The 17537-nt window shown below is 59.0% G+C and carries 18 protein-coding genes; 7 read left to right on the top strand and 11 right to left on the bottom strand.

All coding sequences use genetic code 11. The annotated features are described in order from the left end of the window. The first annotated feature begins 27 nt into the window (after window positions 1–27). Window positions 28–462, top strand: a complete 435-nt coding sequence (gene arfB / locus ACQZ48_RS13120; protein ID WP_142912867.1) for an alternative ribosome rescue aminoacyl-tRNA hydrolase ArfB — start codon at window positions 28–30, stop codon at window positions 460–462. A gap of 75 nt (window positions 463–537) precedes the next feature. Further along, window positions 538–987, top strand: coding sequence for a peptidoglycan-binding protein LysM (lysM, locus tag ACQZ48_RS13115; RefSeq protein ID WP_448728887.1), 450 nt, complete (start codon window positions 538–540; stop codon window positions 985–987). Window positions 988–1030: 43 nt separating this feature from the next. Here the strand turns inward: lysM and coaA are convergent, their stop codons facing one another. From coaA to hisB, 7 genes are read right to left on the bottom strand one after another with little or no spacing between them, the layout of a single operon-like run. Then, entirely contained in the window at window positions 1031–2032 is a 1002-nt protein-coding gene (gene coaA / locus ACQZ48_RS13110; RefSeq protein WP_170979844.1) for a type I pantothenate kinase, read from the bottom strand. Then, window positions 2029–2352, bottom strand: coding sequence for a phosphoribosyl-ATP diphosphatase (locus ACQZ48_RS13105; protein ID WP_191217146.1), 324 nt, complete (start codon window positions 2350–2352; stop codon window positions 2029–2031). Before ACQZ48_RS13105 ends, coaA begins: the two co-directional genes overlap by 4 nt. A 15-nt stretch (window positions 2353–2367) precedes the next feature. Then, on the bottom strand, window positions 2368–3144 hold the full coding sequence (gene hisF / locus ACQZ48_RS13100; protein ID WP_077983702.1) for an imidazole glycerol phosphate synthase subunit HisF: 777 nt from the start codon (window positions 3142–3144) through the stop codon (window positions 2368–2370). After that, the gene (gene hisA, locus ACQZ48_RS13095) at window positions 3141–3884 is read right to left on the bottom strand and encodes a 1-(5-phosphoribosyl)-5-[(5-phosphoribosylamino)methylideneamino]imidazole-4-carboxamide isomerase (protein WP_077983703.1); all 744 of its coding nucleotides are present in this window, start codon (window positions 3882–3884) and stop codon (window positions 3141–3143) included. The genes hisF and hisA overlap by 4 nt, the downstream gene beginning before the upstream one ends. 1 nt (window position 3885) lies before the next feature. Continuing rightward, complete coding sequence (hisH, locus tag ACQZ48_RS13090; RefSeq protein WP_191217145.1) at window positions 3886–4536, bottom strand: imidazole glycerol phosphate synthase subunit HisH; 651 nt, start codon at window positions 4534–4536, stop codon at window positions 3886–3888. A 1-nt stretch (window position 4537) separates the two neighbouring features. Continuing rightward, window positions 4538–5032: a DUF2628 domain-containing protein gene (locus tag ACQZ48_RS13085; protein ID WP_191217144.1), complete on the bottom strand. Its 495-nt coding sequence runs from the start codon at window positions 5030–5032 to the stop codon at window positions 4538–4540. Window positions 5033–5053: 21 nt separating this feature from the next. Then, window positions 5054–5650 carry an imidazoleglycerol-phosphate dehydratase HisB gene (gene hisB, locus ACQZ48_RS13080; protein WP_448728886.1) on the bottom strand — a complete coding sequence of 199 codons (597 nt, stop codon included), beginning with the start codon at window positions 5648–5650 and terminating at the stop codon, window positions 5054–5056. 201 nt (window positions 5651–5851) lie between these two features. On the opposite strand from hisB, the gene hslV reads away from it, so the two are divergent. The 4 genes from hslV to ACQZ48_RS13060 all read left to right on the top strand — a co-directional run bounded on the left by hslV (window position 5852) and on the right by ACQZ48_RS13060 (window position 11208). After that, complete coding sequence (gene hslV / locus ACQZ48_RS13075) at window positions 5852–6376, top strand: ATP-dependent protease subunit HslV (RefSeq protein ID WP_191217142.1); 525 nt, start codon at window positions 5852–5854, stop codon at window positions 6374–6376. 71 nt (window positions 6377–6447) lie between these two features. After that, window positions 6448–7755: an ATP-dependent protease ATPase subunit HslU gene (hslU, locus tag ACQZ48_RS13070; RefSeq protein ID WP_137412392.1), complete on the top strand. Its 1308-nt coding sequence runs from the start codon at window positions 6448–6450 to the stop codon at window positions 7753–7755. A gap of 199 nt (window positions 7756–7954) precedes the next feature. Then, window positions 7955–8920, top strand: a complete 966-nt coding sequence (locus tag ACQZ48_RS13065; protein ID WP_080793318.1) for a DUF1402 family protein — start codon at window positions 7955–7957, stop codon at window positions 8918–8920. Window positions 8921–9039: 119 nt separating this feature from the next. Next, the gene (locus ACQZ48_RS13060) at window positions 9040–11208 is read left to right on the top strand and encodes a malate synthase G (protein WP_448728885.1); all 2169 of its coding nucleotides are present in this window, start codon (window positions 9040–9042) and stop codon (window positions 11206–11208) included. Between the two features lie 77 nt (window positions 11209–11285). On the opposite strand, the gene ACQZ48_RS13055 is transcribed toward ACQZ48_RS13060, so the two are convergent. Next, the gene (locus tag ACQZ48_RS13055) at window positions 11286–11999 is read right to left on the bottom strand and encodes a L,D-transpeptidase (RefSeq protein ID WP_077984989.1); all 714 of its coding nucleotides are present in this window, start codon (window positions 11997–11999) and stop codon (window positions 11286–11288) included. 183 nt (window positions 12000–12182) lie between these two features. On the opposite strand from ACQZ48_RS13055, the gene ACQZ48_RS13050 reads away from it, so the two are divergent. Further along, on the top strand, window positions 12183–12668 hold the full coding sequence (locus ACQZ48_RS13050) for an MmcB family DNA repair protein (protein WP_448728884.1): 486 nt from the start codon (window positions 12183–12185) through the stop codon (window positions 12666–12668). Window positions 12669–12673: 5 nt separating this feature from the next. Here the strand turns inward: ACQZ48_RS13050 and ACQZ48_RS13045 are convergent, their stop codons facing one another. The 3 genes from ACQZ48_RS13045 to hrpB form a co-directional block, all read right to left on the bottom strand. Further along, on the bottom strand, window positions 12674–13261 hold the full coding sequence (locus tag ACQZ48_RS13045; RefSeq protein ID WP_077984988.1) for an ActR/PrrA/RegA family redox response regulator transcription factor: 588 nt from the start codon (window positions 13259–13261) through the stop codon (window positions 12674–12676). Between the two features lie 73 nt (window positions 13262–13334). After that, window positions 13335–14642, bottom strand: coding sequence for a two-component system sensor histidine kinase ActS (gene actS, locus ACQZ48_RS13040; RefSeq protein WP_142912858.1), 1308 nt, complete (start codon window positions 14640–14642; stop codon window positions 13335–13337). Between the two features lie 29 nt (window positions 14643–14671). Beyond that, window positions 14672–17158, bottom strand: a complete 2487-nt coding sequence (gene hrpB / locus ACQZ48_RS13035; RefSeq protein WP_191217139.1) for an ATP-dependent helicase HrpB — start codon at window positions 17156–17158, stop codon at window positions 14672–14674. Between the last annotated feature and the right edge of the window lie 379 nt (window positions 17159–17537).

The following is a 17537-nucleotide window of genomic DNA, read 5'->3' as shown; positions in this document are numbered from 1 at the left end:
GTGGCATCACCGGCGCGGAGAGAAAACATGGCCAGCGACCCGCTTTACATCAATAACCGCATCACCATTGCCGGCTGGGAACTGACGGAGCAATTCGTGCTGGCCGGCGGGCCGGGCGGCCAGAACGTCAACAAGGTCTCGACGGCGGTTCAGCTGTTTTTCGACATTGCCAATTCGCCCTCCCTTCCGGATCGGGTAAAGACCAATGCACTGCGCCTCGGTGGCAGGCGTGTGTCGAAAGATGGTGTGCTGATGATCGAGGCAAGCCGGTTTCGCAGTCAGGAACGCAATCGCGAAGACGCCCGCGAGCGGCTGAAGGAAATGATTCTCGAAGCTGCCGCCCCTCCGCCGCCGGTGCGCAAGGCCACCAAGCCCACCAAGGGGTCGGTTGAGCGCCGCCTCAAGGCGAAGTCTGGCCGCTCCGATATCAAGAAAATGCGCGGCAAGCCCTCGGGCGAATAAGGGCCAAATGTTTCGCCCTTGTCATAGAGCTTCAAATATCGTCTGGTAAGCCTCCCTACAACCAAGGAGGGTGCTATGGGTCTGTTCAATTTCATCAAGGAAGCGGCAAAGAAGCTCGGTATCGGCGGTGACGATGCCCCTGATGTCGAAGCTGTCAAGAAGGAACTCGCTTCCCACGATCTCGGCACGGACAAGGTTCAGGTCGAAGTGGTGGACGACAAGGTCGTTCTGAAGGGCGAAGTAGCCGATCAGTCGGTTTTCGAAAAGGCGGTCATCGCGGTCGGCAATACGCTCGGCATTTCCAAGGTCGAGGCTGGCGAGCTGAAAGTGACTGACGCGCCCGCGAAAGAACCCGTCTTCTACACGGTCAAGAAGGGCGACAATCTCTGGAAGATTGCGGAAGCCCAGTATGGCAAGGCAAATGGCGCGAAGAACAACATCATCTTCGAAGCCAACAAGCCGATGCTGACGCATCCCGACAAGATTTATCCCGGACAGGTCCTGCGTATTCCTGAGCGTGCATAATAGCGGATTTTAACCGCCGAAGGTGCCGCCATGCGCGGCATCTTCACAGCTTGCGAAGCGCTACCGTGTCGATCAGGTGGTTCTTGCCCTTGCGAAGGATGAGATCGGCGCGCGGGCGCGTCGGCACGATGTTCTGGCGCAGGTTCTTCAGGTTGATGTTCTGCCAGAGCCCTTCGGCAATGCTGAGCGCTGCCTCTTCGCTGATCGACGCATAACGGTTGAAGAATGAATTCGGGTCGCGGAAGGCAGTCTGTCTCAGATTCATGAACCGGTTCACATACCAGTTGTGAATGAAGTCCTCGTCGGCATCGATATAAATCGAAAAATCGAAAAAGTCGGAAACGATCGGCACGATCCGCCCACCCGCCGGCAGGTCGCGCGATTGCAGTACGTTGATGCCTTCGAAGATCAGGATATCCGGCTGGTCTATGACAGTGAATTCGTTCGGCAGAACGTCGTAGGTCAGGTGCGAATAACGCGGCGCCTTCACATTCGGCTGGCCCGCCTTTATCGCCGATAGGAAACGCAGGAGCGCGCCGATATCGTAACTTTCGGGAAAGCCCTTGCGCTCCATCAGGTTTTCCCGCCGCAGGACCTCGTTTGGATAGAGAAATCCATCAGTCGTGATGAGATCGACCTTCGGGCTGGAGGGCCAGCGGGCCAGAAGCTCCTTCAGGATACGCGCCGTTGTGGACTTGCCAACGGCCACCGATCCGGCAATGCCGATGACAAAGGGCGTCTTGTTGACGTCACCCATGTTGAGGAAGCGGTTGCGCTGTTCGAATAGCAGCTGCGAGGCTTCTACATGGGAGGACAACAGGCGCGATAGCGAGAGATAGATGCGCCGCACTTCATCCAGATCGATCGGATCATCAAGCGAACGTAGCCGTTTGACCTCGTCGGCGGAAAGGGTCAGTGGCGTATCGGCGCGAAACTTCGCCCATTCTTCCGAACTGAAGAAGTGGTATGGCGAATATTCATCCGGTCGGAAATGATCGAGTGTGCCTGGCATGCCTCTCTCCCCGCTGCCTGCCGTGACATTCATGATGTCGGCCTCGCCGCCTTTTCCGCAAGGCCGGTCTGCCCGGTCCGGCGCTCCAGTTCGGCAAAGACGTCACTCAAGGGAATCTCGGCGATCTTCAGCACCACCAGCAGATGGTAAAGCAGGTCGGCGGCCTCGTTTTTCAGCCCCTCGCGATCTTTCGCAATGGCCGCGATAACGGTCTCCACCGCCTCTTCGCCGAGTTTTTTCGCCGCGCGCTCCTGGCCGGCAGCAACCAGCTTGGCTGTCCAGGATTCATCAGGAGAGGCGGCGGCGCGTGTCGCGACGATACGCTCCAGATCGGAAAGGGAAAATGCGCTCATGGGGAAATCCTGCAATCAGTCGAGACGCATGGCGATACCATGCTCGGCCATGTAGGTCTTGGCTTGCCCGATCGAATAGGTGCCGAAGTGGAAGATGGAGGCTGCAAGCACCGCAGTCGCATGGCCATCGCGCACGCCCGCCACCAGATCGTCCAGAGTTCCAACGCCGCCCGAGGCGATGACGGGCACGCGAACCTGATCGGCAATGGTGCGTGTCAGACCGATATCATATCCGCTCTTGGTGCCGTCGCGATCCATCGAGGTTACAAGCAATTCGCCGGCGCCGCGTTCGACCATCTTGATGGCGAATTCGACGGCGTCGATCCCGGTCGGCTGGCGCCCGCCATGGGTGAAGATTTCCCAGCGACCTTCTTCTCCGTCCTTCGAAACGCGCTTGGCGTCGATGGAAACGACGATGCACTGGTTGCCAAATTTATCGGCGGCCTGCGCCACAAAATCCGGATCCTTGACGGCTGCGGAATTGATCGAGACCTTGTCGGCCCCGCACAGAAGCAGCTTGCGGATGTCGGCGACGCTGCGAACCCCGCCGCCAACGGTCAGCGGCATGAAGCAATGGTCGGCGGTACGCGAGACGACATCGAAGATCGTGTCACGATTATCCGAAGAGGCGGTAATGTCGAGGAAGCAGAGTTCGTCCGCTCCGGCCGCATCATAGGCTTTCGCCGCCTCGACGGGATCGCCAGCGTCGATCAGGTCGACAAAGTTCACGCCCTTGACGACACGACCGTCCTTCACATCCAGGCAGGGAATAACGCGGGCTTTGAGGGTCATACGTTTACCTCCTTTGCAGCCTTGATGAGGGTAAGCGCCTCGGCGGGGTCGATGCGACCGTCATAAAGCGCGCGACCGGAAATCGCACCCTCAAGCTTTGCGGCATCCGGCTGCAGCATGCGCTTGATATCATCGATGGAGGCAAGTCCGCCGGACGCGATGACCGGGATCGATACGGCATCCGCCAGTTCCAGCGTCGAGGCCCAGTTGATGCCGGCTAGAATGCCGTCACGATCGATATCGGTATAGATGATGGCGGCAACGCCAGCGCCTTCAAAACGTTTGGCAAGTTCGATGACACCGAGTTCGGAGGCTTCCGCCCAGCCTTCCACCGCCACCTTGCCGCCTTTGGCGTCGATGCCGACGGCGACCTGGCCGGGGAAACGTTTGCAAGCCTCAATGACCAGAACCGGATCGCGAACTGCCACCGTGCCGAGAATGACGCGCGCAAGACCACGGCTCAGCCAGGCCTCGATATGATCCAGCGTGCGGATGCCGCCGCCCAGCTGCACCGGGTTTTTCGTGGCTTTCAGAATGGCATCAACCGCTGCACCGTTGACTGTTTCACCAGCAAAGGCGCCGTTGAGATCAACCACATGCAGCCATTCAAAACCCTGATCCTCGAAGGCCTTGGCCTGTGCGCCGGGATCGGTATTGTAGACGGTTGCCTGGTCCATATCGCCGAGTTTCAGGCGAACGCACTCACCGTCTTTGAGATCGATTGCGGGGAAAAGAATCATGTCAGGGCTTCCAGCGCAGGAAATTGGAAATCAGGGCAAGGCCGAGCGTCTGGCTTTTTTCCGGATGGAACTGCGCGCCCGCCATATTGTCGCGGCCGACGAAAGCCGTCATCGCGCCACCGTAATTGGTGGTGGCGATGACGTCAGTCGCGTGCTTGGCCGCCAGATGATAGGAATGCACGAAATAGGCGTGCAGGCCATCCGCGCCGGTCTTGATGCCGTCGAACAACGGGTGGGCGTGGCGAATTTCCAGCGTGTTCCAGCCGATCTGCGGGATTTTAAGAGTGGGATCGGACGGCGTCATTTCCACGACGTCACCTTCGATCCAGCCGAGCCCGGTGCTGACCGTCTTTTCCAGCCCGCGTGAGGACATCAGCTGCATGCCGACGCAGATGCCGAGGAAGGGATGGGCCTTTTTCTCCACGGCTTCGATGAGTGCGTCATGCATTCCGGGAACGGCGTCAAGACCGGCGCGGCAATCCGCATAGGCGCCGACACCCGGCAGCACGATGCGGTCCGCCGAGGCGACATGATCCGGCCTGTCGGTCAGGTCGATAGTTGCATCGATGCCGGCTTCGCGGGCGGCACGCTCGAAAGCTTTGGTGGCCGAACGCAAATTGCCCGAACCGTAGTCGATAATCGCGACACGCATGTCAGCGCCTTCCATTCAAGTCGAAAAGAAACGATCCGGCGGGATCGTTGACGAAGTTTTTGCCGCCGCTCTTTTGCGGCGAAGGGGTCCAGACCGGCTGGGACAGCTGTTCTGTCACGCCAGGATTCTCGGATAGACCGGAGAAATATATGTCTTCGGCACTCGAAAGATCAGGGGCGGAAACGACTGACGTCAGCGTCCAGCCTTTGCGCATCAGGTGCCGGACGAGAAAATCGCGACCCTCCAACGCCGTGATAATCCCGATGGCAAAATTGCACAGAATGCCGATTGGTTCGAATCCGGCTAACATCGAGGCCTGCCCGGCCGCGACGAGGGCGATGACAACGAGAGCCGCCGCCAGCCACAGCCGGTTAATCGCAAGCCATAACCATGGCGCAATGAGAGCCAGCCAGACGAAACGATCGGCAATGAAGCGGGTCGTCTTGTGGTTCCTGTCCGGCCCGTTGGGGGCTTCCAGAACGAGATAGCTTGTCATGGGCTTCCTGACGCTTTGGCGTCAGGCCAGCATACCCTTCGTCGAGGGAACGCGGCCTGTCTGCCGGGGGTCGATCTCGGTTGCCGTACGAAGAACGCGGGCAACGGCCTTGAAGCACGTTTCGGCGATATGATGGTTGTTGGCGCCGTAATGGTTCAGGATATGCAGCGTAATGCCGGCATTCTGCGCGAGCGCCTGGAAGAACTCGCGCACCAGTTCGGTATCGAACGTGCCGATCTTCGGCGCAGAAAAATTGACGTTCCAGACCAGGAAGGGCCGGCCGGAAATATCGACGGCGGCCTTGGTCATCGTCTCGTCCATGGCAAGATCGAGCGAGGCGTAACGGGTAATGCCGCGCCGGTCGCCCAAGGCCTTGGCAATAGCCTGGCCGATGGCGATGCCGGTATCTTCCACGGTGTGGTGGTCATCGATATGCAGGTCGCCCTGAACCTCGATCTCCATGTCTATAAGCGAATGGCGGCTCAACTGCTCCAGCATATGGTCGAAAAATCCCACGCCGGTGGAAATTTTCGATTTGCCGGTGCCGTTGATATCCACACGGACCGAAACCGAGGTTTCGTTGGTCTTGCGGATAATCTCGCCTTTACGTTCTGCCATTTTGGCCGCTCCGTGAAAATGTCGCCGTTCCTTATCAGCACGGGACACAAATATCCAGTTGTTCCATCGTCTTGGCCGACTTGCGGAAAACTCGGTGTGATCCCGGTGATTGCAATCGGAAAAACCAGACTTACATAGAACCCGAAAAGGGCCGTAACCCGGCCCGTTAACCCCAGGCCCGGCAGGGCAGACAGGTGTTTGATGACAACAATCATTATAGTCAGAAAGGGCGGCAAGGTCGTCATGGCTGGCGACGGGCAGGTAAGCCTTGGCCAGACCGTCATGAAGGGCAATGCCCGCAAGGTTCGCCGCATCGGCAAGGGCGAAGTGATTGCCGGTTTTGCCGGCGCGACGGCGGATGCTTTTACATTGCTCGACCGTCTCGAAAAGAAACTCGAGCAATATCCCGGCCAGCTGATGCGCGCCGCCGTGGAGCTCGCGAAGGACTGGCGCACGGATAAATATCTGCGCAATCTCGAAGCCATGATGCTGGTGGCCGATAAATCGACCACACTTGCCATTACCGGCAATGGGGACGTGCTGGAGCCGGAACACGGCGCGATCGCTATCGGTTCCGGTGGCAATTATGCCTTTGCCGCCGCACGCGCCATGATGGATACGGACAAATCGGCTGAAGAGGTGGCGCGCCAGTCGCTCGATATCGCCGCCGATATCTGCGTTTATACCAACCACAGTCTCGTCGTCGAAACCCTCGACGCCGAATAAGCAATTACTCACCGAGGGTCCTGTGGGCCGGGCCAAATGGCCGGCCGGAACAGGAAAGCCGAGAGGATAGAATGACCACTTTTTCTCCCCGGGAGATCGTCTCGGAACTCGACCGCCACATCATCGGTCAGCATGATGCGAAACGTGCGGTCGCGATTGCACTGCGCAACCGTTGGCGCCGCCAGCAGCTCGATGAGAGCCTGCGCGACGAAGTCATGCCGAAGAACATTTTGATGATCGGGCCGACCGGTGTCGGCAAGACGGAAATTTCCCGTCGCCTCGCCAAGTTGGCCGGTGCGCCTTTCATCAAGGTTGAAGCCACCAAATTCACCGAAGTAGGCTATGTCGGCCGCGATGTCGAGCAGATCATCCGTGATCTGGTCGAGATCGGCATTGGCCTTGTGCGCGAAAAGAAGCGCGCCGAAGTCCAGGCCAAGGCGCATCAGAGCGCCGAAGAGCGCGTGCTTGACGCACTGGTGGGCGCAACGGCATCGCCGGGCACCCGTGAGAACTTCCGCAAGAAGCTGCGCGACGGCGAATTGGACGACAAGGAAATCGATATCGAGGTGACGGATAGCGGATCGGGCATGCCCGGTTTCGAAATTCCCGGCATGCCGGGCGCCAATATCGGCGTGCTCAACCTGTCGGAAATGTTCGGCAAGGCCATGGGCGGACGCACCAAGAAGGTGCGCACGACGGTGTCCAAATCCTATGCCGATCTTATCCGCGACGAATCCGACAAGCTGCTCGACAATGAAATGATCCAGCGCGAGGCGGTGAAATCGGTCGAAAATGACGGCATTGTCTTCCTTGACGAGATCGACAAGATCGCCGCCCGCGATGGCGGCATGGGCGCCGGCGTGTCCCGCGAAGGTGTGCAGCGCGATTTGCTGCCGCTTGTCGAAGGCACGACGGTTTCGACGAAATACGGGCCTGTCAAAACCGACCATGTTCTCTTCATCGCCTCGGGCGCCTTCCATGTGGCAAAGCCTTCGGACCTCCTTCCCGAACTTCAGGGCCGCCTGCCGATCCGCGTCGAGCTGAAGCCGCTGACGAAGGAGGATTTCCGCCGTATCCTGACCGAGACGGAAGCAAGCCTCATCCGCCAGTATAAGGCGCTGATGGCGACGGAAGAACTCGATCTCGATTTCACCGATGATGCAATCGATGCGCTGGCCGATGTGGCCGTTCATCTCAATTCGTCGGTCGAGAACATCGGCGCCCGCCGTTTGCAGACGGTCATGGAGCGTGTTCTGGACGAGATTTCCTTCAATGCGCCGGATCGCGGCGGTTCCGCCGTCAAGATCGATCAGGAATATGTCCGCAAGCATGTCGGCGATCTCGCCGCCGATACGGATTTGTCCCGTTATATTCTCTGAAGATTTCAGGGATCCAAGAAAGAAGAGTGCGGCCATATTTGCCGCACTCTTTTATTTTATCCGCCTTGTCTCGCATTCAGCCCGCATTTTGTTTATGGGAAGGGCTGCATTCCGGTTGGAACCGCTTTCGTGGAATGGTCCGGTTTTCCCAGCACCTTTCGCTGGCGGAAGCCGCAGGCTTGAGAAAAGGCATTCGCTCGTGCGCAAAACTCTTCTGGCATTTGCCGCTGCTTTGACGTTCACCGTCACCGCGTCTTCTTACGTCGAAGCTGCGACGGTCGTTCCGCCAGGCAATCGCAATGCCGAACAGCCCGGCGTTCCCGGCGCTTCTGCAAAAAGAACAAAAGCGTCCAACACCTCTTTCGAGCGCAAATACCAGAAGGTCATCGACCTCTTGTCCTCCGACAAAGCTCTAATCGCCAAGATCAAGTCGACGGCCGGGCGCTACGGCATCGATCCGATCCATATGATCGGCGCGATCGTTGGCGAACATACCTATAATGTCGACGCTTATGACCGACTGCAGTCCTATTACGTCAAGGCTGCTTCTTATGCGGGCAACAGCTTTCGTTTCGGCTACAAGGACGAAACCATCGCGCAGTTCCTCACGCATTCGCAATTTGCAAAATGCCAGTCGAAAAGGGATTCCTACAGCCTCTGGAACTGTCGGGAAGATGTCTGGGAAGACAGCTTCCGCGGCAGGACGGTTGATGGCGTCGCCTACCCGAACAATCGCTTCAGCGCCGTGTTTTTCCAGCCCTTCTATGCCGGCCAGACCTTCGGCCTCGGCCAGATCAACCCGCTGACGGCGCTGATGTTGTCCGATATGGTGTCGAGAACGTCCGGCTATGAGAAGCTGGATGAGAACGACGCCGCTGCCGTCTATACCGCCATCATGGACCCTGACCGGTCGCTCGCTTTCATGGCGGCGTCCATCCGCAAGTCTATCGACGACTATAGATCGATTGCCGACATGGATATTTCGAAGAATCCGGGTGTGACCTCGACGCTTTATAATGTCGGCGGATCTCAGCAGCGCGCTGCCATCCTTGCCCAGAAAAATCGCCAGCGCGCTTCAGGCGGGGAGCAGCCCCTGTTGCCGGAAGAAAATTATTATGGCTGGTTGGTGAATGATCGCATCAAGGATTTGCAGGCGCTTTTGTAGAAAAAGGCGACGATCGCCCACATTGTTTCCAAAATGGAAATAATATTTGGCTGTCCGCCGCAATTGACGAGCGACCGCCTCCGCGTCCAATCTGTGCCTTCAGAATAAAGGAGGCGCATGTGAGCCGCACGAATAAATTCGGTCTTTCCATCGATGACAGGCTTTATGCCTTTTTGACAGACGATGTTCTGCCAGGCACGGGTCTGGACAACGAAGCGTTCTTTGAAGGTTTTTCGACCATTGTTCACGAGCTTTCTCCGAAGAACCGCGAATTGCTTGCAAAGCGCGACGCCCTGCAGGAAAAGCTGGATGGCTGGTATCGGCAGAATGGCGCGTCGGCAGACTTTGACGCGTATGAGGGCTTTCTGAAGGACATCGGCTATCTGCTGCCGGAAGGCCCGGGCTTCCAGGTGGAAACCAGCAATGTCGACCCAGAAATAGCCGCCGTTGCCGGCCCGCAGCTCGTCGTTCCGGTTATGAATGCGCGTTATGCGCTGAATGCGGCCAATGCCCGCTGGGGTTCGCTTTATGATGCGCTTTACGGCACGGATGCCATTTCTGACGCCGACGGTGCGGAGAAGGGCAGGGGGTACAATCCGAAGCGCGGTGAAAAGGTCATTGCCTGGGCGCGAAATTTCCTCGATGAATCCGCTCCGCTGGAGACGGGAAGCTGGTCCGAGGTGACCGGTTTCAAGACCGAGGATGGCTTGTTGCAGCTTGCCATCGGCGACGCCAGGACTGGCCTCAAGGATGCAACCCAGTTCAAGGGTTTCAGCGGCGAAGCGGCAAAGCCTGCAACGATCCTGCTCGGCAAGAATGGTTTGCACACCGAAATCGTCATCGATCCCACGACCGAAATCGGCAAGGGTGACAAGGCGGGAATCTCAGATGTCATTCTCGAATCCGCCCTCACGACCATCATGGATTGTGAGGATTCGGTTGCCGCCGTCGACGCCGAAGACAAGGTGCTGGTTTATGGCAACTGGCTTGGCCTGATGCGCGGCGACCTGACCGAAGAAGTATCCAAGGGCGGAAAGACCTTCATCCGCAGCCTCAACCCGGATCGTTATTACACGGCTCCCAATGGTGCCGCGCTGACCTTGCCGGGCCGGTCCCTGATGCTGGTGCGCAATGTCGGTCATCTGATGACCAATCCGGCGATCCTCGACCGGGGTGGTCGGGAGGTTCCTGAAGGCATCATGGACGCTGTCGTCACGGCGCTGATCGCCCTTTATGATGTCGGTCCATCCGGGCGGCGTCAGAATTCCCGCGCCGGCTCGATGTATGTCGTCAAGCCGAAGATGCACGGGCCGGAGGAAGTGGCCTTCGCCAACGAAATCTTCAGCCGGGTCGAACAGCTTGTCGGCATGGCGCCGAACACCATGAAAATGGGCATCATGGATGAGGAGCGCCGCACCACGGTCAACCTCAAGGAAAGCATCCGCGCCGCAAAGGATCGCGTCGTCTTCATCAATACGGGCTTTCTCGACCGCACGGGCGACGAAATCCACACCTCGATGGAAGCAGGTCCGATGATCCGCAAGGGCGATATGAAGCAGGCGGCGTGGATCGCCGCTTACGAGAACTGGAACGTTGATATCGGCCTCGAATGTGGCCTTTCCGGCCATGCGCAGATCGGCAAGGGCATGTGGGCCATGCCGGATCTGATGGCGGCCATGCTGGAGCAGAAGATCGCGCACCCCAAGGCTGGCGCCAATACCGCCTGGGTGCCTTCGCCGACGGCGGCGACTCTGCACGCCACGCACTATCACAAGGTCGATGTCGCTTCGGTGCAGGAGGGGTTGAAAAGCCGCGGCCGTGCAAAGCTCTCCGATATTCTGTCGGTGCCGGTCGCGCCGCGTCCCAACTGGACACCGGAAGAAATCCAGCGCGAACTCGACAACAATGCGCAGGGTATTCTCGGCTATGTCGTGCGCTGGGTCGATCAGGGCGTCGGCTGCTCCAAGGTGCCCGATATCAACGATATCGGGCTGATGGAGGACCGCGCCACGCTTCGAATTTCCGCGCAGCACATGGCGAACTGGCTGCGCCATGGTGTGGTGACAGAGGGGCAGATCGTCGAGACGATGAAGCGCATGGCTGCCGTGGTCGATACGCAGAATGCGGGTGATCCGGCCTATCTGCCGATGGCATCCGACTTCGATGGATCGGTGGCATTTCAGGCGGCTGTCGAACTGGTGCTGAAGGGTCGCGAACAGCCTAATGGTTACACCGAACCTGTTCTGCACCGCCGTCGCCTGGAACTGAAGGCCAAACAGGCAGCCTGAAACCGTCAGCAGTCCTGAGAAACAAAAAAGCCGCCGGGGATATCCACGGCGGCTTTTTCTTATCCGGTATCTGATCTTTACTGGATCACGACCACTTTCGTGCTGCGGCCGGGACGGACGCGGCTATAGAGATCGATCACATCCTGGTTGATCATGCGGATGCAGCCGGAAGAGGCCGCGGTGCCGATAGAAGCCCACTCGGGCGAACCATGGATGCGGAACAGCGTGTCCTGTCCCTTTTCGTTGAAGAGATACATGGCGCGCGCGCCGAGCGGGTTGGAAAGGCCCGGGCCCATGCCGGCCTCGACATATTTCGCCACTTCCGGCTTGCGGTCGGCCATTTCCTTCGGCGGATGCCACATCGGCCATTCCTGCTTCCAAGCGACATAGGCTTCACCGGCCCAGGCAAAACCCGCCTTGCCGACGCCGATGCCGTAACGAACCGCACGGTTGCCGGACAGGATGTAATAGAGGTAGCGATCGCGCGTATTGACGATGATGGTGCCAGGGCGCTCCGAAGTCTGGAACTCGACGATCTGGCGACGGTACTTCTCATTCACGCGATTGATCGGAATGGCCGGCAGCGCATAGCCCGCATCGGTCACGGGACCGTACACATCGTTGAAGATCTGGACCGTTTCGACCTTCGCCGGAACGGGATCGGCAACCGGTACTGACGCTGCGATCTTGCCGGAGGTCGGAGTGGAGGATTGGGAGGTCGTTTCGGCGCAGCCGGCCAGAGCCAGTGCTGCCGTCAGACCGAGTGCGGTCAATGGGGTACGGATGCGCATGTTGTTCTCGCGGAAAATTCGCCAAATTGTGCGAAGGAGTAGGCTTAATTGGATAAATCGGTTATTTTCCATTCAGCCGCTCTTGGCAAGCCGTTGCGCCGCCGCGAGGTGGTTGCGCCTTTAAAATTGCCGGTTGATTGCCTTTTTGCAACAATGGGCCAAACGCTTCAGCAGCCTTTATCCATGACTATTCTTTCCGTTACCAACAATAATCCGTTAATCGACGGCCGCCAGTCGGACAAGGCGATGCTGGTGCGCCGCGGCGTTCAGGTGCTTCTGCACGAAATGCGCCATTCGGTGCTGCCGGAGTTGCCGCTTGCAAGCGGGCGACGGGCCGATCTCATCAGTCTGTCGGTCAAGGGTGAAATCTGGATCATCGAAATCAAATCCTCCATCGAGGATTTCCGTGTGGATCGCAAATGGCCGGACTATCGCCTGCATTCCGACCGACTGTTCTTCGCCACCCATCCAGAGGTTCCGACCGATATATTCCCGGAGGAATGCGGGCTGATCCTGTCGGATGGATATGGTGCCCACGTGCTGCGCGATGCGCCGGAACATAAATTGCCGCCGGCGACCCGCAAATCGGTGATGTTGGATTTTTCGAGAACCGCTGCGACCCGGCTGATGCTGGCGGAATGGACAACCGGGCGCAGCTTCGGCGAATAATACCGTTACTTTGGGGCGCGTTTCGCGAGAATGCGCTGCAAGGTGCGCCGGTGCATGTTGAGCCGGCGCGCTGTTTCCGAAACGTTTCGCTCGCACATTTCATAAACGCGCTGAATATGCTCCCACCGAACCCGGTCTGCCGACATGGGGTTTTCGGGAACTTCGGTCTTTTCACCCTTGCGCTGCGTCAGCGCATTGAACACATCGTCCGCATCCGCGGGCTTTGCCAGATAGTCCAGCGCTCCGAGTTTCACGGCGGTAACGGCGGTTGCAATATTGCCATAGCCGGTCAGAACCACGATCTGCGTATCGTCCCGGTTCTGCCTGATCGCCTCGATGACTTCCAGACCGTTGCCATCCGCAAGCCTCAGATCGACCACCGCATACTTCGGCGGCGCAGCCCTGGAGCGGGCAATGCCGTCGCTCACCGTCTCGGCCGTATCGACGGCAAAGCCGCGTGTTTCCATTGCCCGGGCAAGCCGGCGCAAAAACGGGCCGTCATCATCGACAATCAGCAGCGATCTGTCGGGTCCGATCGGATCGCCGTCGTCCGTTGGCGCGCTGGTAGAGTTGTTCTCGTCGTCTGTCTTCATGTTTGCGGCCTTCCGGCAACTTCGTCGGCTTTGTTTTCTTCTTCTTATCGCCGCTTCAACGTGGATGGTAAAGTCAACGGTTTCTTTTATCGTCCATAAGCGCTCGAGGCCAGACGATTGTCACCCTTGCTCCCTTTTCGCTTGTGCCACGATTTTCAAAAGTGACACTGGCGCCGGAGCGCTCCAGCAGGGTCTTGGCGATGAAAAGCCCAAGCCCGAGCCCGCCCGCCCGTGTGTCGTTGTGACGTTCGGTCACATAGGGTTCGCCGATGCGCGCAAGCACGTCATGGGCGTAACCGGGCCCGTCGTCTTCAATGATGACGGCGACGTTCTGCTGATCGTAATCCACGGTTACGGTCACCTTTTCCCGCGCATAATCCACGCCGTTTTCAATGAGGTTGCCAAGACCGTAGATGATACCGGCATTACGGATACCGACAGGTTCGTCGGCGCGATTGTTCTTTTCAACGAGTTCGAGGCGGATGCCGAATTCCCGGTGCGGCGCCATCACCTCCTCGATCAGCGAGGAGAGCGGCAGGCGGCGCATATGTTCTTCGTTGTCGGTGGAAAGAGAGGTGAGCCGGCGCAGAATATCGCGGCATCTTTCGCTCTGGCTGCGCAGCAGCGCTATATCTTCGCCAAATTTTTCGTCGTGTCCAAGTTCCCGCTCCATCTCCTTCGCGACAACGCTGATTGTTGCGAGCGGCGTGCCGAGCTCGTGCGCCGCCGCCGCCGCCAGCCCGTCCAGCTGCGAGAGATGTTTTTCCCGCTCCAGCACCAGCTCCGTTGCAGCCAGCGCATCCGCCAGCTGGTTTGCCTCATGCGAAACGCGATAGGCATAAAAGGCCGCAAAAGAGGTTGTGGCGATGATCGCGACCCAGGTGCCGACATGCAGCAGAAGCTGGATCGGCAAAACCTCGCCGGGATACCACGGAACCGGAAAGGGTGAAAAGGCGATTGCGGTCGAGCAGATGATGGCAAAGCCAAGAAGAATAAGCGAATGCCGTAACGGCTGGGAGGCAAACGCAATGATGACCTGCACGCAGATCAGCGGCGCGAAGGGATTGGAAAGTCCGCCGGTGATGTAAATGAGCGCCGTCAATTGCAGCAGGTCGAAGGCCAGAAGCAATGTCGCTTCCCAGGGCTCCAGACGATAGGTGGAGGGAAAACGAGCGGTGAGAAACAGATTTGCAAGAGCGAGCGCCGCAATCAATAGGCTGCAGGCCAAAAGCGGCAGGGGAAAATTGAATCCGAAGGCGACAAGCAGGATCGTCGCCGTCTGTCCCGCAACCGCCAGCCAGCGCAGCCAGACGATTGTCTGCAACCTTATCCTGCGGCTGGCGCGGCCGAGCCTCGTGGTTTCGATAGAATGGCCAGCCACCGTCATCTCCTTTACCCTGTCCCTCATCATCACGTTCCGCGCGGTTTCGCGCGGCTAGTCGGCAGGGCCAATGCCGGGTCCTCCGGCCATGGATGGCGTGGATAACGCCCACGCATATCCGCCCGCACATCCTTCCAGGACCCCGACCAGAAGCCCGGAAGATCGCGTGTCGTCTGTATCGGCCTGTGCGCCGGCGAGGTCAATTCCAAGAGCAGCGGCAACCGCCCCTGCGCAATGGTCGGGTGAGCTCTCAAGCCGAAAAGTTCCTGCACGCGAATGGAAAGCGTCGGTTCGCTGGCGTCGTAACGGATGGGATGCCGCTGGCCCGTCGGGGCTTCGAAATGCGTCGGCGCCAACTTGGCGAGATCGCGCGCTACCTCATGCGGCACCAGAGACAGGATCCCTTCGGAGAGGCTGCCGGGTCGAATGTCCTGCAGGCTACGCGCGCCGTTCTGAAAAGGGACGAACCACTCTTCCAGCCGCGAAAGCAACGCCTCGTCGCTGACATCTGGCCAGGGCTCCCCGATACTGGCGTTCAGAAAACCGATCCTGTCGCGCAACTGCAGCGTCTCTTTCGAAAAAGGAAGGATGCCGATGCCGAATTCCCGAACGCCATTGGCGAGCGCCTGTGCCGCCTGTTCACCCTCGGGACGGGGGAGGGGTGTCTCATCGAGGATGATGGCGCCAAGCCGTGTCACCTTTCGCGCGCGGGCCTGGCCGCTCGCCTTGTCGAAAAGCAGCTGGTCCTGCTGAACGATGAGGTGCGGCATTCGCTCCTCTATATCGGTCCTGTCTATGCCTGCCGCGGCAAGGATGCGCGGCTGCGCCGCTCGTCCGGTAATATCGGCAACCACCAGCATTTTGCTCGCCGCCAGCCGTTCTGTCTCTGCAAGCTCTGCGCCACGCCCGTTGGCCATCACATACCGTCCCCGCGCGCCGCGCTGAAGCGCGATCCTGTCCGGATAGGCGTGCAGCAGCAGCGGACCGGCCCCGCTCGGCAATTCGGCTGCCGCCGTTTTGTCGCCGATCGCGTCAAACAGCCTCGATGCCAGCTTGCGCGCCGCCTGCGCCCTTTCGCTCCTGTCGGAAAGAAAGCGCCGCAGCCTTTCATCTAGATCGATGTCGTTTCCGCCGAGCCCCTGTTCCGTCAGCATGACGGCGAGCATCGCCGCCTTCTTCCCCGCGCCTTCGCTTGCCGCCGCAATCACCATGGCCGCCAGCCGTGGCGGCAACGAAAGGCCGCGCATCAGATGGCCGCGCTGCGTCAGCGCTCCGACTTTGTCGAGCGCGCCCAGATTTTTGAGAAGCGCCATCGATTCTTTAAGTGCGGCTTCGGGGGGCATATCCAGAAAGGCAAGAGAAGAGGGATCCTGAACACCCCAATGGGCGAGATCGAGCACAAGGCCGGCAAGATCGCTTGCCAGAATTTGCGGTGGCGTGAAGGCGTTGAGCGCCGCCGTCTGCCCCGGATGCCACAGGCGGATCGCAACACCGGGTTCCGTTCGCCCGGCGCGTCCCGCCCGCTGGTCGGCGGAAGCGCGCGACACCCGCAACGTCTCCAGCCTCGTGATTCCCGTTGCGGGCTCGAAGACAGGTAGTCGCTGCAATCCGCTGTCGATCACCACACGCACGCCATCGATGGTAATCGAGGTCTCCGCAATCGAGGTGGCGAGCACGATCTTGCGCCGCCCAGCCGGCGCCGGCTTTATCGCCGCATCCTGCTCCTTCTGCGAAAGGTTGCCGTAAAGCGGGATGATATCCGTATCGTCGGGAAAACGCCCCTCCAGCCGTACGGCCGTTCGGGTAATTTCCGCCTGTCCTGGTAGAAAGGCGAGGATGGAGCCGGTTTCCGACCCATAGGCTTCAGTGATCGCCTTGGTGACTTTCTCTTCAATAGGCACGCCCTGCCAACGATCCTCATAACGGACGTCGATTGGAAACGTCCGCCCAAGGCTCTGAATGATCGGGGCGTCTGCCATGAGCGTGCTGATGCGTTCGACATCGAGCGTGGCGGACATGACGAGGATACGCAGATCGTCGCGCAACCCACCCTGCACATCAAGCGCTAGCGCCAGTCCGAAATCGCCGTCGAGCGAACGCTCGTGAAACTCGTCGAAAATCACCGTCGAAACGCCGGCAAGTTCAGGATCGTCCAGGACCATGCGGGCAAACACGCCTTCGGTCACCACTTCGATGCGTGTTTTCGAGGAGATGCGATTGTCGAGCCGCATGCGGTAGCCGACGGTTTGCCCGACATCCTCGTAAAGCAGTTCGGCCATGCGCCCGGCTGCGGCACGCGCGGCGAGCCGGCGCGGTTCGAGAAGAATGATCTTGCCGTCACCCCGCCAGTCCTGCTGCAAAAGATGAAGCGGCACCAGCGTCGTTTTACCCGCGCCCGGTGGAGCCGAAAGAACTGCGCGCTTCGCCCCGGCCAGAGCCTCGGCGATATCGCCGAGAACGGCACTCACGGGAAGTTCGGGCAACTCGGTCTTTATAGGAACGGGCATTCTAGTCATGCAAACAGGCCTGCGGCTCTGGGGTGGTGTTTAAGCGTCTCATATGCCGTTTCTAATGCACGGTCCCGCACTTTGACAGCCGTATGTAAGGAGCAGGCAAATGCTCCGTCGTTAAAGTCACGGTTCCTTGCGCGCTATTTGCAGTCAGGACCGGAGAGCAGGCATTGGGCGCGTGGCGAAATGTCGGAAGATTCCGTCTCTTTCGCTTGTTTTCGCTTCGCTTTATGAAACTACCTAATAAAATCAATAATTTGATAAAAATGTCAGTTTTTTGACGATAGGTGTGTTGACTTGTTTGGTGAGGTTCTCTTATAAGTCCGCTCACTGAACGAGGGCGGCGGCGCTGCTGGCGACGAAGTCTTTCGTTCTAAGAAAATCA

The organism is Agrobacterium sp. 22-209-1 (assembly GCF_053522485.1).
The sequence above is the reverse complement of the archived record's forward strand: the minus strand, read 5'-3'. Positions and strand labels throughout refer to the sequence as shown.

Excerpts from the sequence above, each read along its gene's own strand:
- ACQZ48_RS13085 (WP_191217144.1), bottom strand. The coding sequence starts at position 5,032 with ATGACAAGCTATCTCGTTCTGGAAGCCCCCAACGGGCCGGACAGGAAC.
- hisF (WP_077983702.1), bottom strand. The coding sequence starts at position 3,144 with ATGACCCTCAAAGCCCGCGTTATTCCCTGCCTGGATGTGAAGGACGGT.
- hslV (WP_191217142.1), top strand. The coding sequence starts at position 5,852 with ATGACAACAATCATTATAGTCAGAAAGGGCGGCAAGGTCGTCATGGCT.
- hrpB (WP_191217139.1), bottom strand. The coding sequence starts at position 17,158 with ATGACTAGAATGCCCGTTCCTATAAAGACCGAGTTGCCCGAACTTCCC.
- hisB (WP_448728886.1), bottom strand. The coding sequence starts at position 5,650 with ATGGCAGAACGTAAAGGCGAGATTATCCGCAAGACCAACGAAACCTCG.
- hslU (WP_137412392.1), top strand. The coding sequence starts at position 6,448 with ATGACCACTTTTTCTCCCCGGGAGATCGTCTCGGAACTCGACCGCCAC.
- ACQZ48_RS13050 (WP_448728884.1), top strand. The coding sequence starts at position 12,183 with ATGACTATTCTTTCCGTTACCAACAATAATCCGTTAATCGACGGCCGC.
- ACQZ48_RS13045 (WP_077984988.1), bottom strand. The coding sequence starts at position 13,261 with ATGAAGACAGACGACGAGAACAACTCTACCAGCGCGCCAACGGACGAC.
- hisH (WP_191217145.1), bottom strand. The coding sequence starts at position 4,536 with ATGCGTGTCGCGATTATCGACTACGGTTCGGGCAATTTGCGTTCGGCC.
- ACQZ48_RS13105 (WP_191217146.1), bottom strand. The coding sequence starts at position 2,352 with ATGAGCGCATTTTCCCTTTCCGATCTGGAGCGTATCGTCGCGACACGC.
- arfB (WP_142912867.1), top strand. The coding sequence starts at position 28 with ATGGCCAGCGACCCGCTTTACATCAATAACCGCATCACCATTGCCGGC.
- lysM (WP_448728887.1), top strand. The coding sequence starts at position 538 with ATGGGTCTGTTCAATTTCATCAAGGAAGCGGCAAAGAAGCTCGGTATC.
- coaA (WP_170979844.1), bottom strand. The coding sequence starts at position 2,032 with ATGAATGTCACGGCAGGCAGCGGGGAGAGAGGCATGCCAGGCACACTC.
- hisA (WP_077983703.1), bottom strand. The coding sequence starts at position 3,884 with ATGATTCTTTTCCCCGCAATCGATCTCAAAGACGGTGAGTGCGTTCGC.
- ACQZ48_RS13055 (WP_077984989.1), bottom strand. The coding sequence starts at position 11,999 with ATGCGCATCCGTACCCCATTGACCGCACTCGGTCTGACGGCAGCACTG.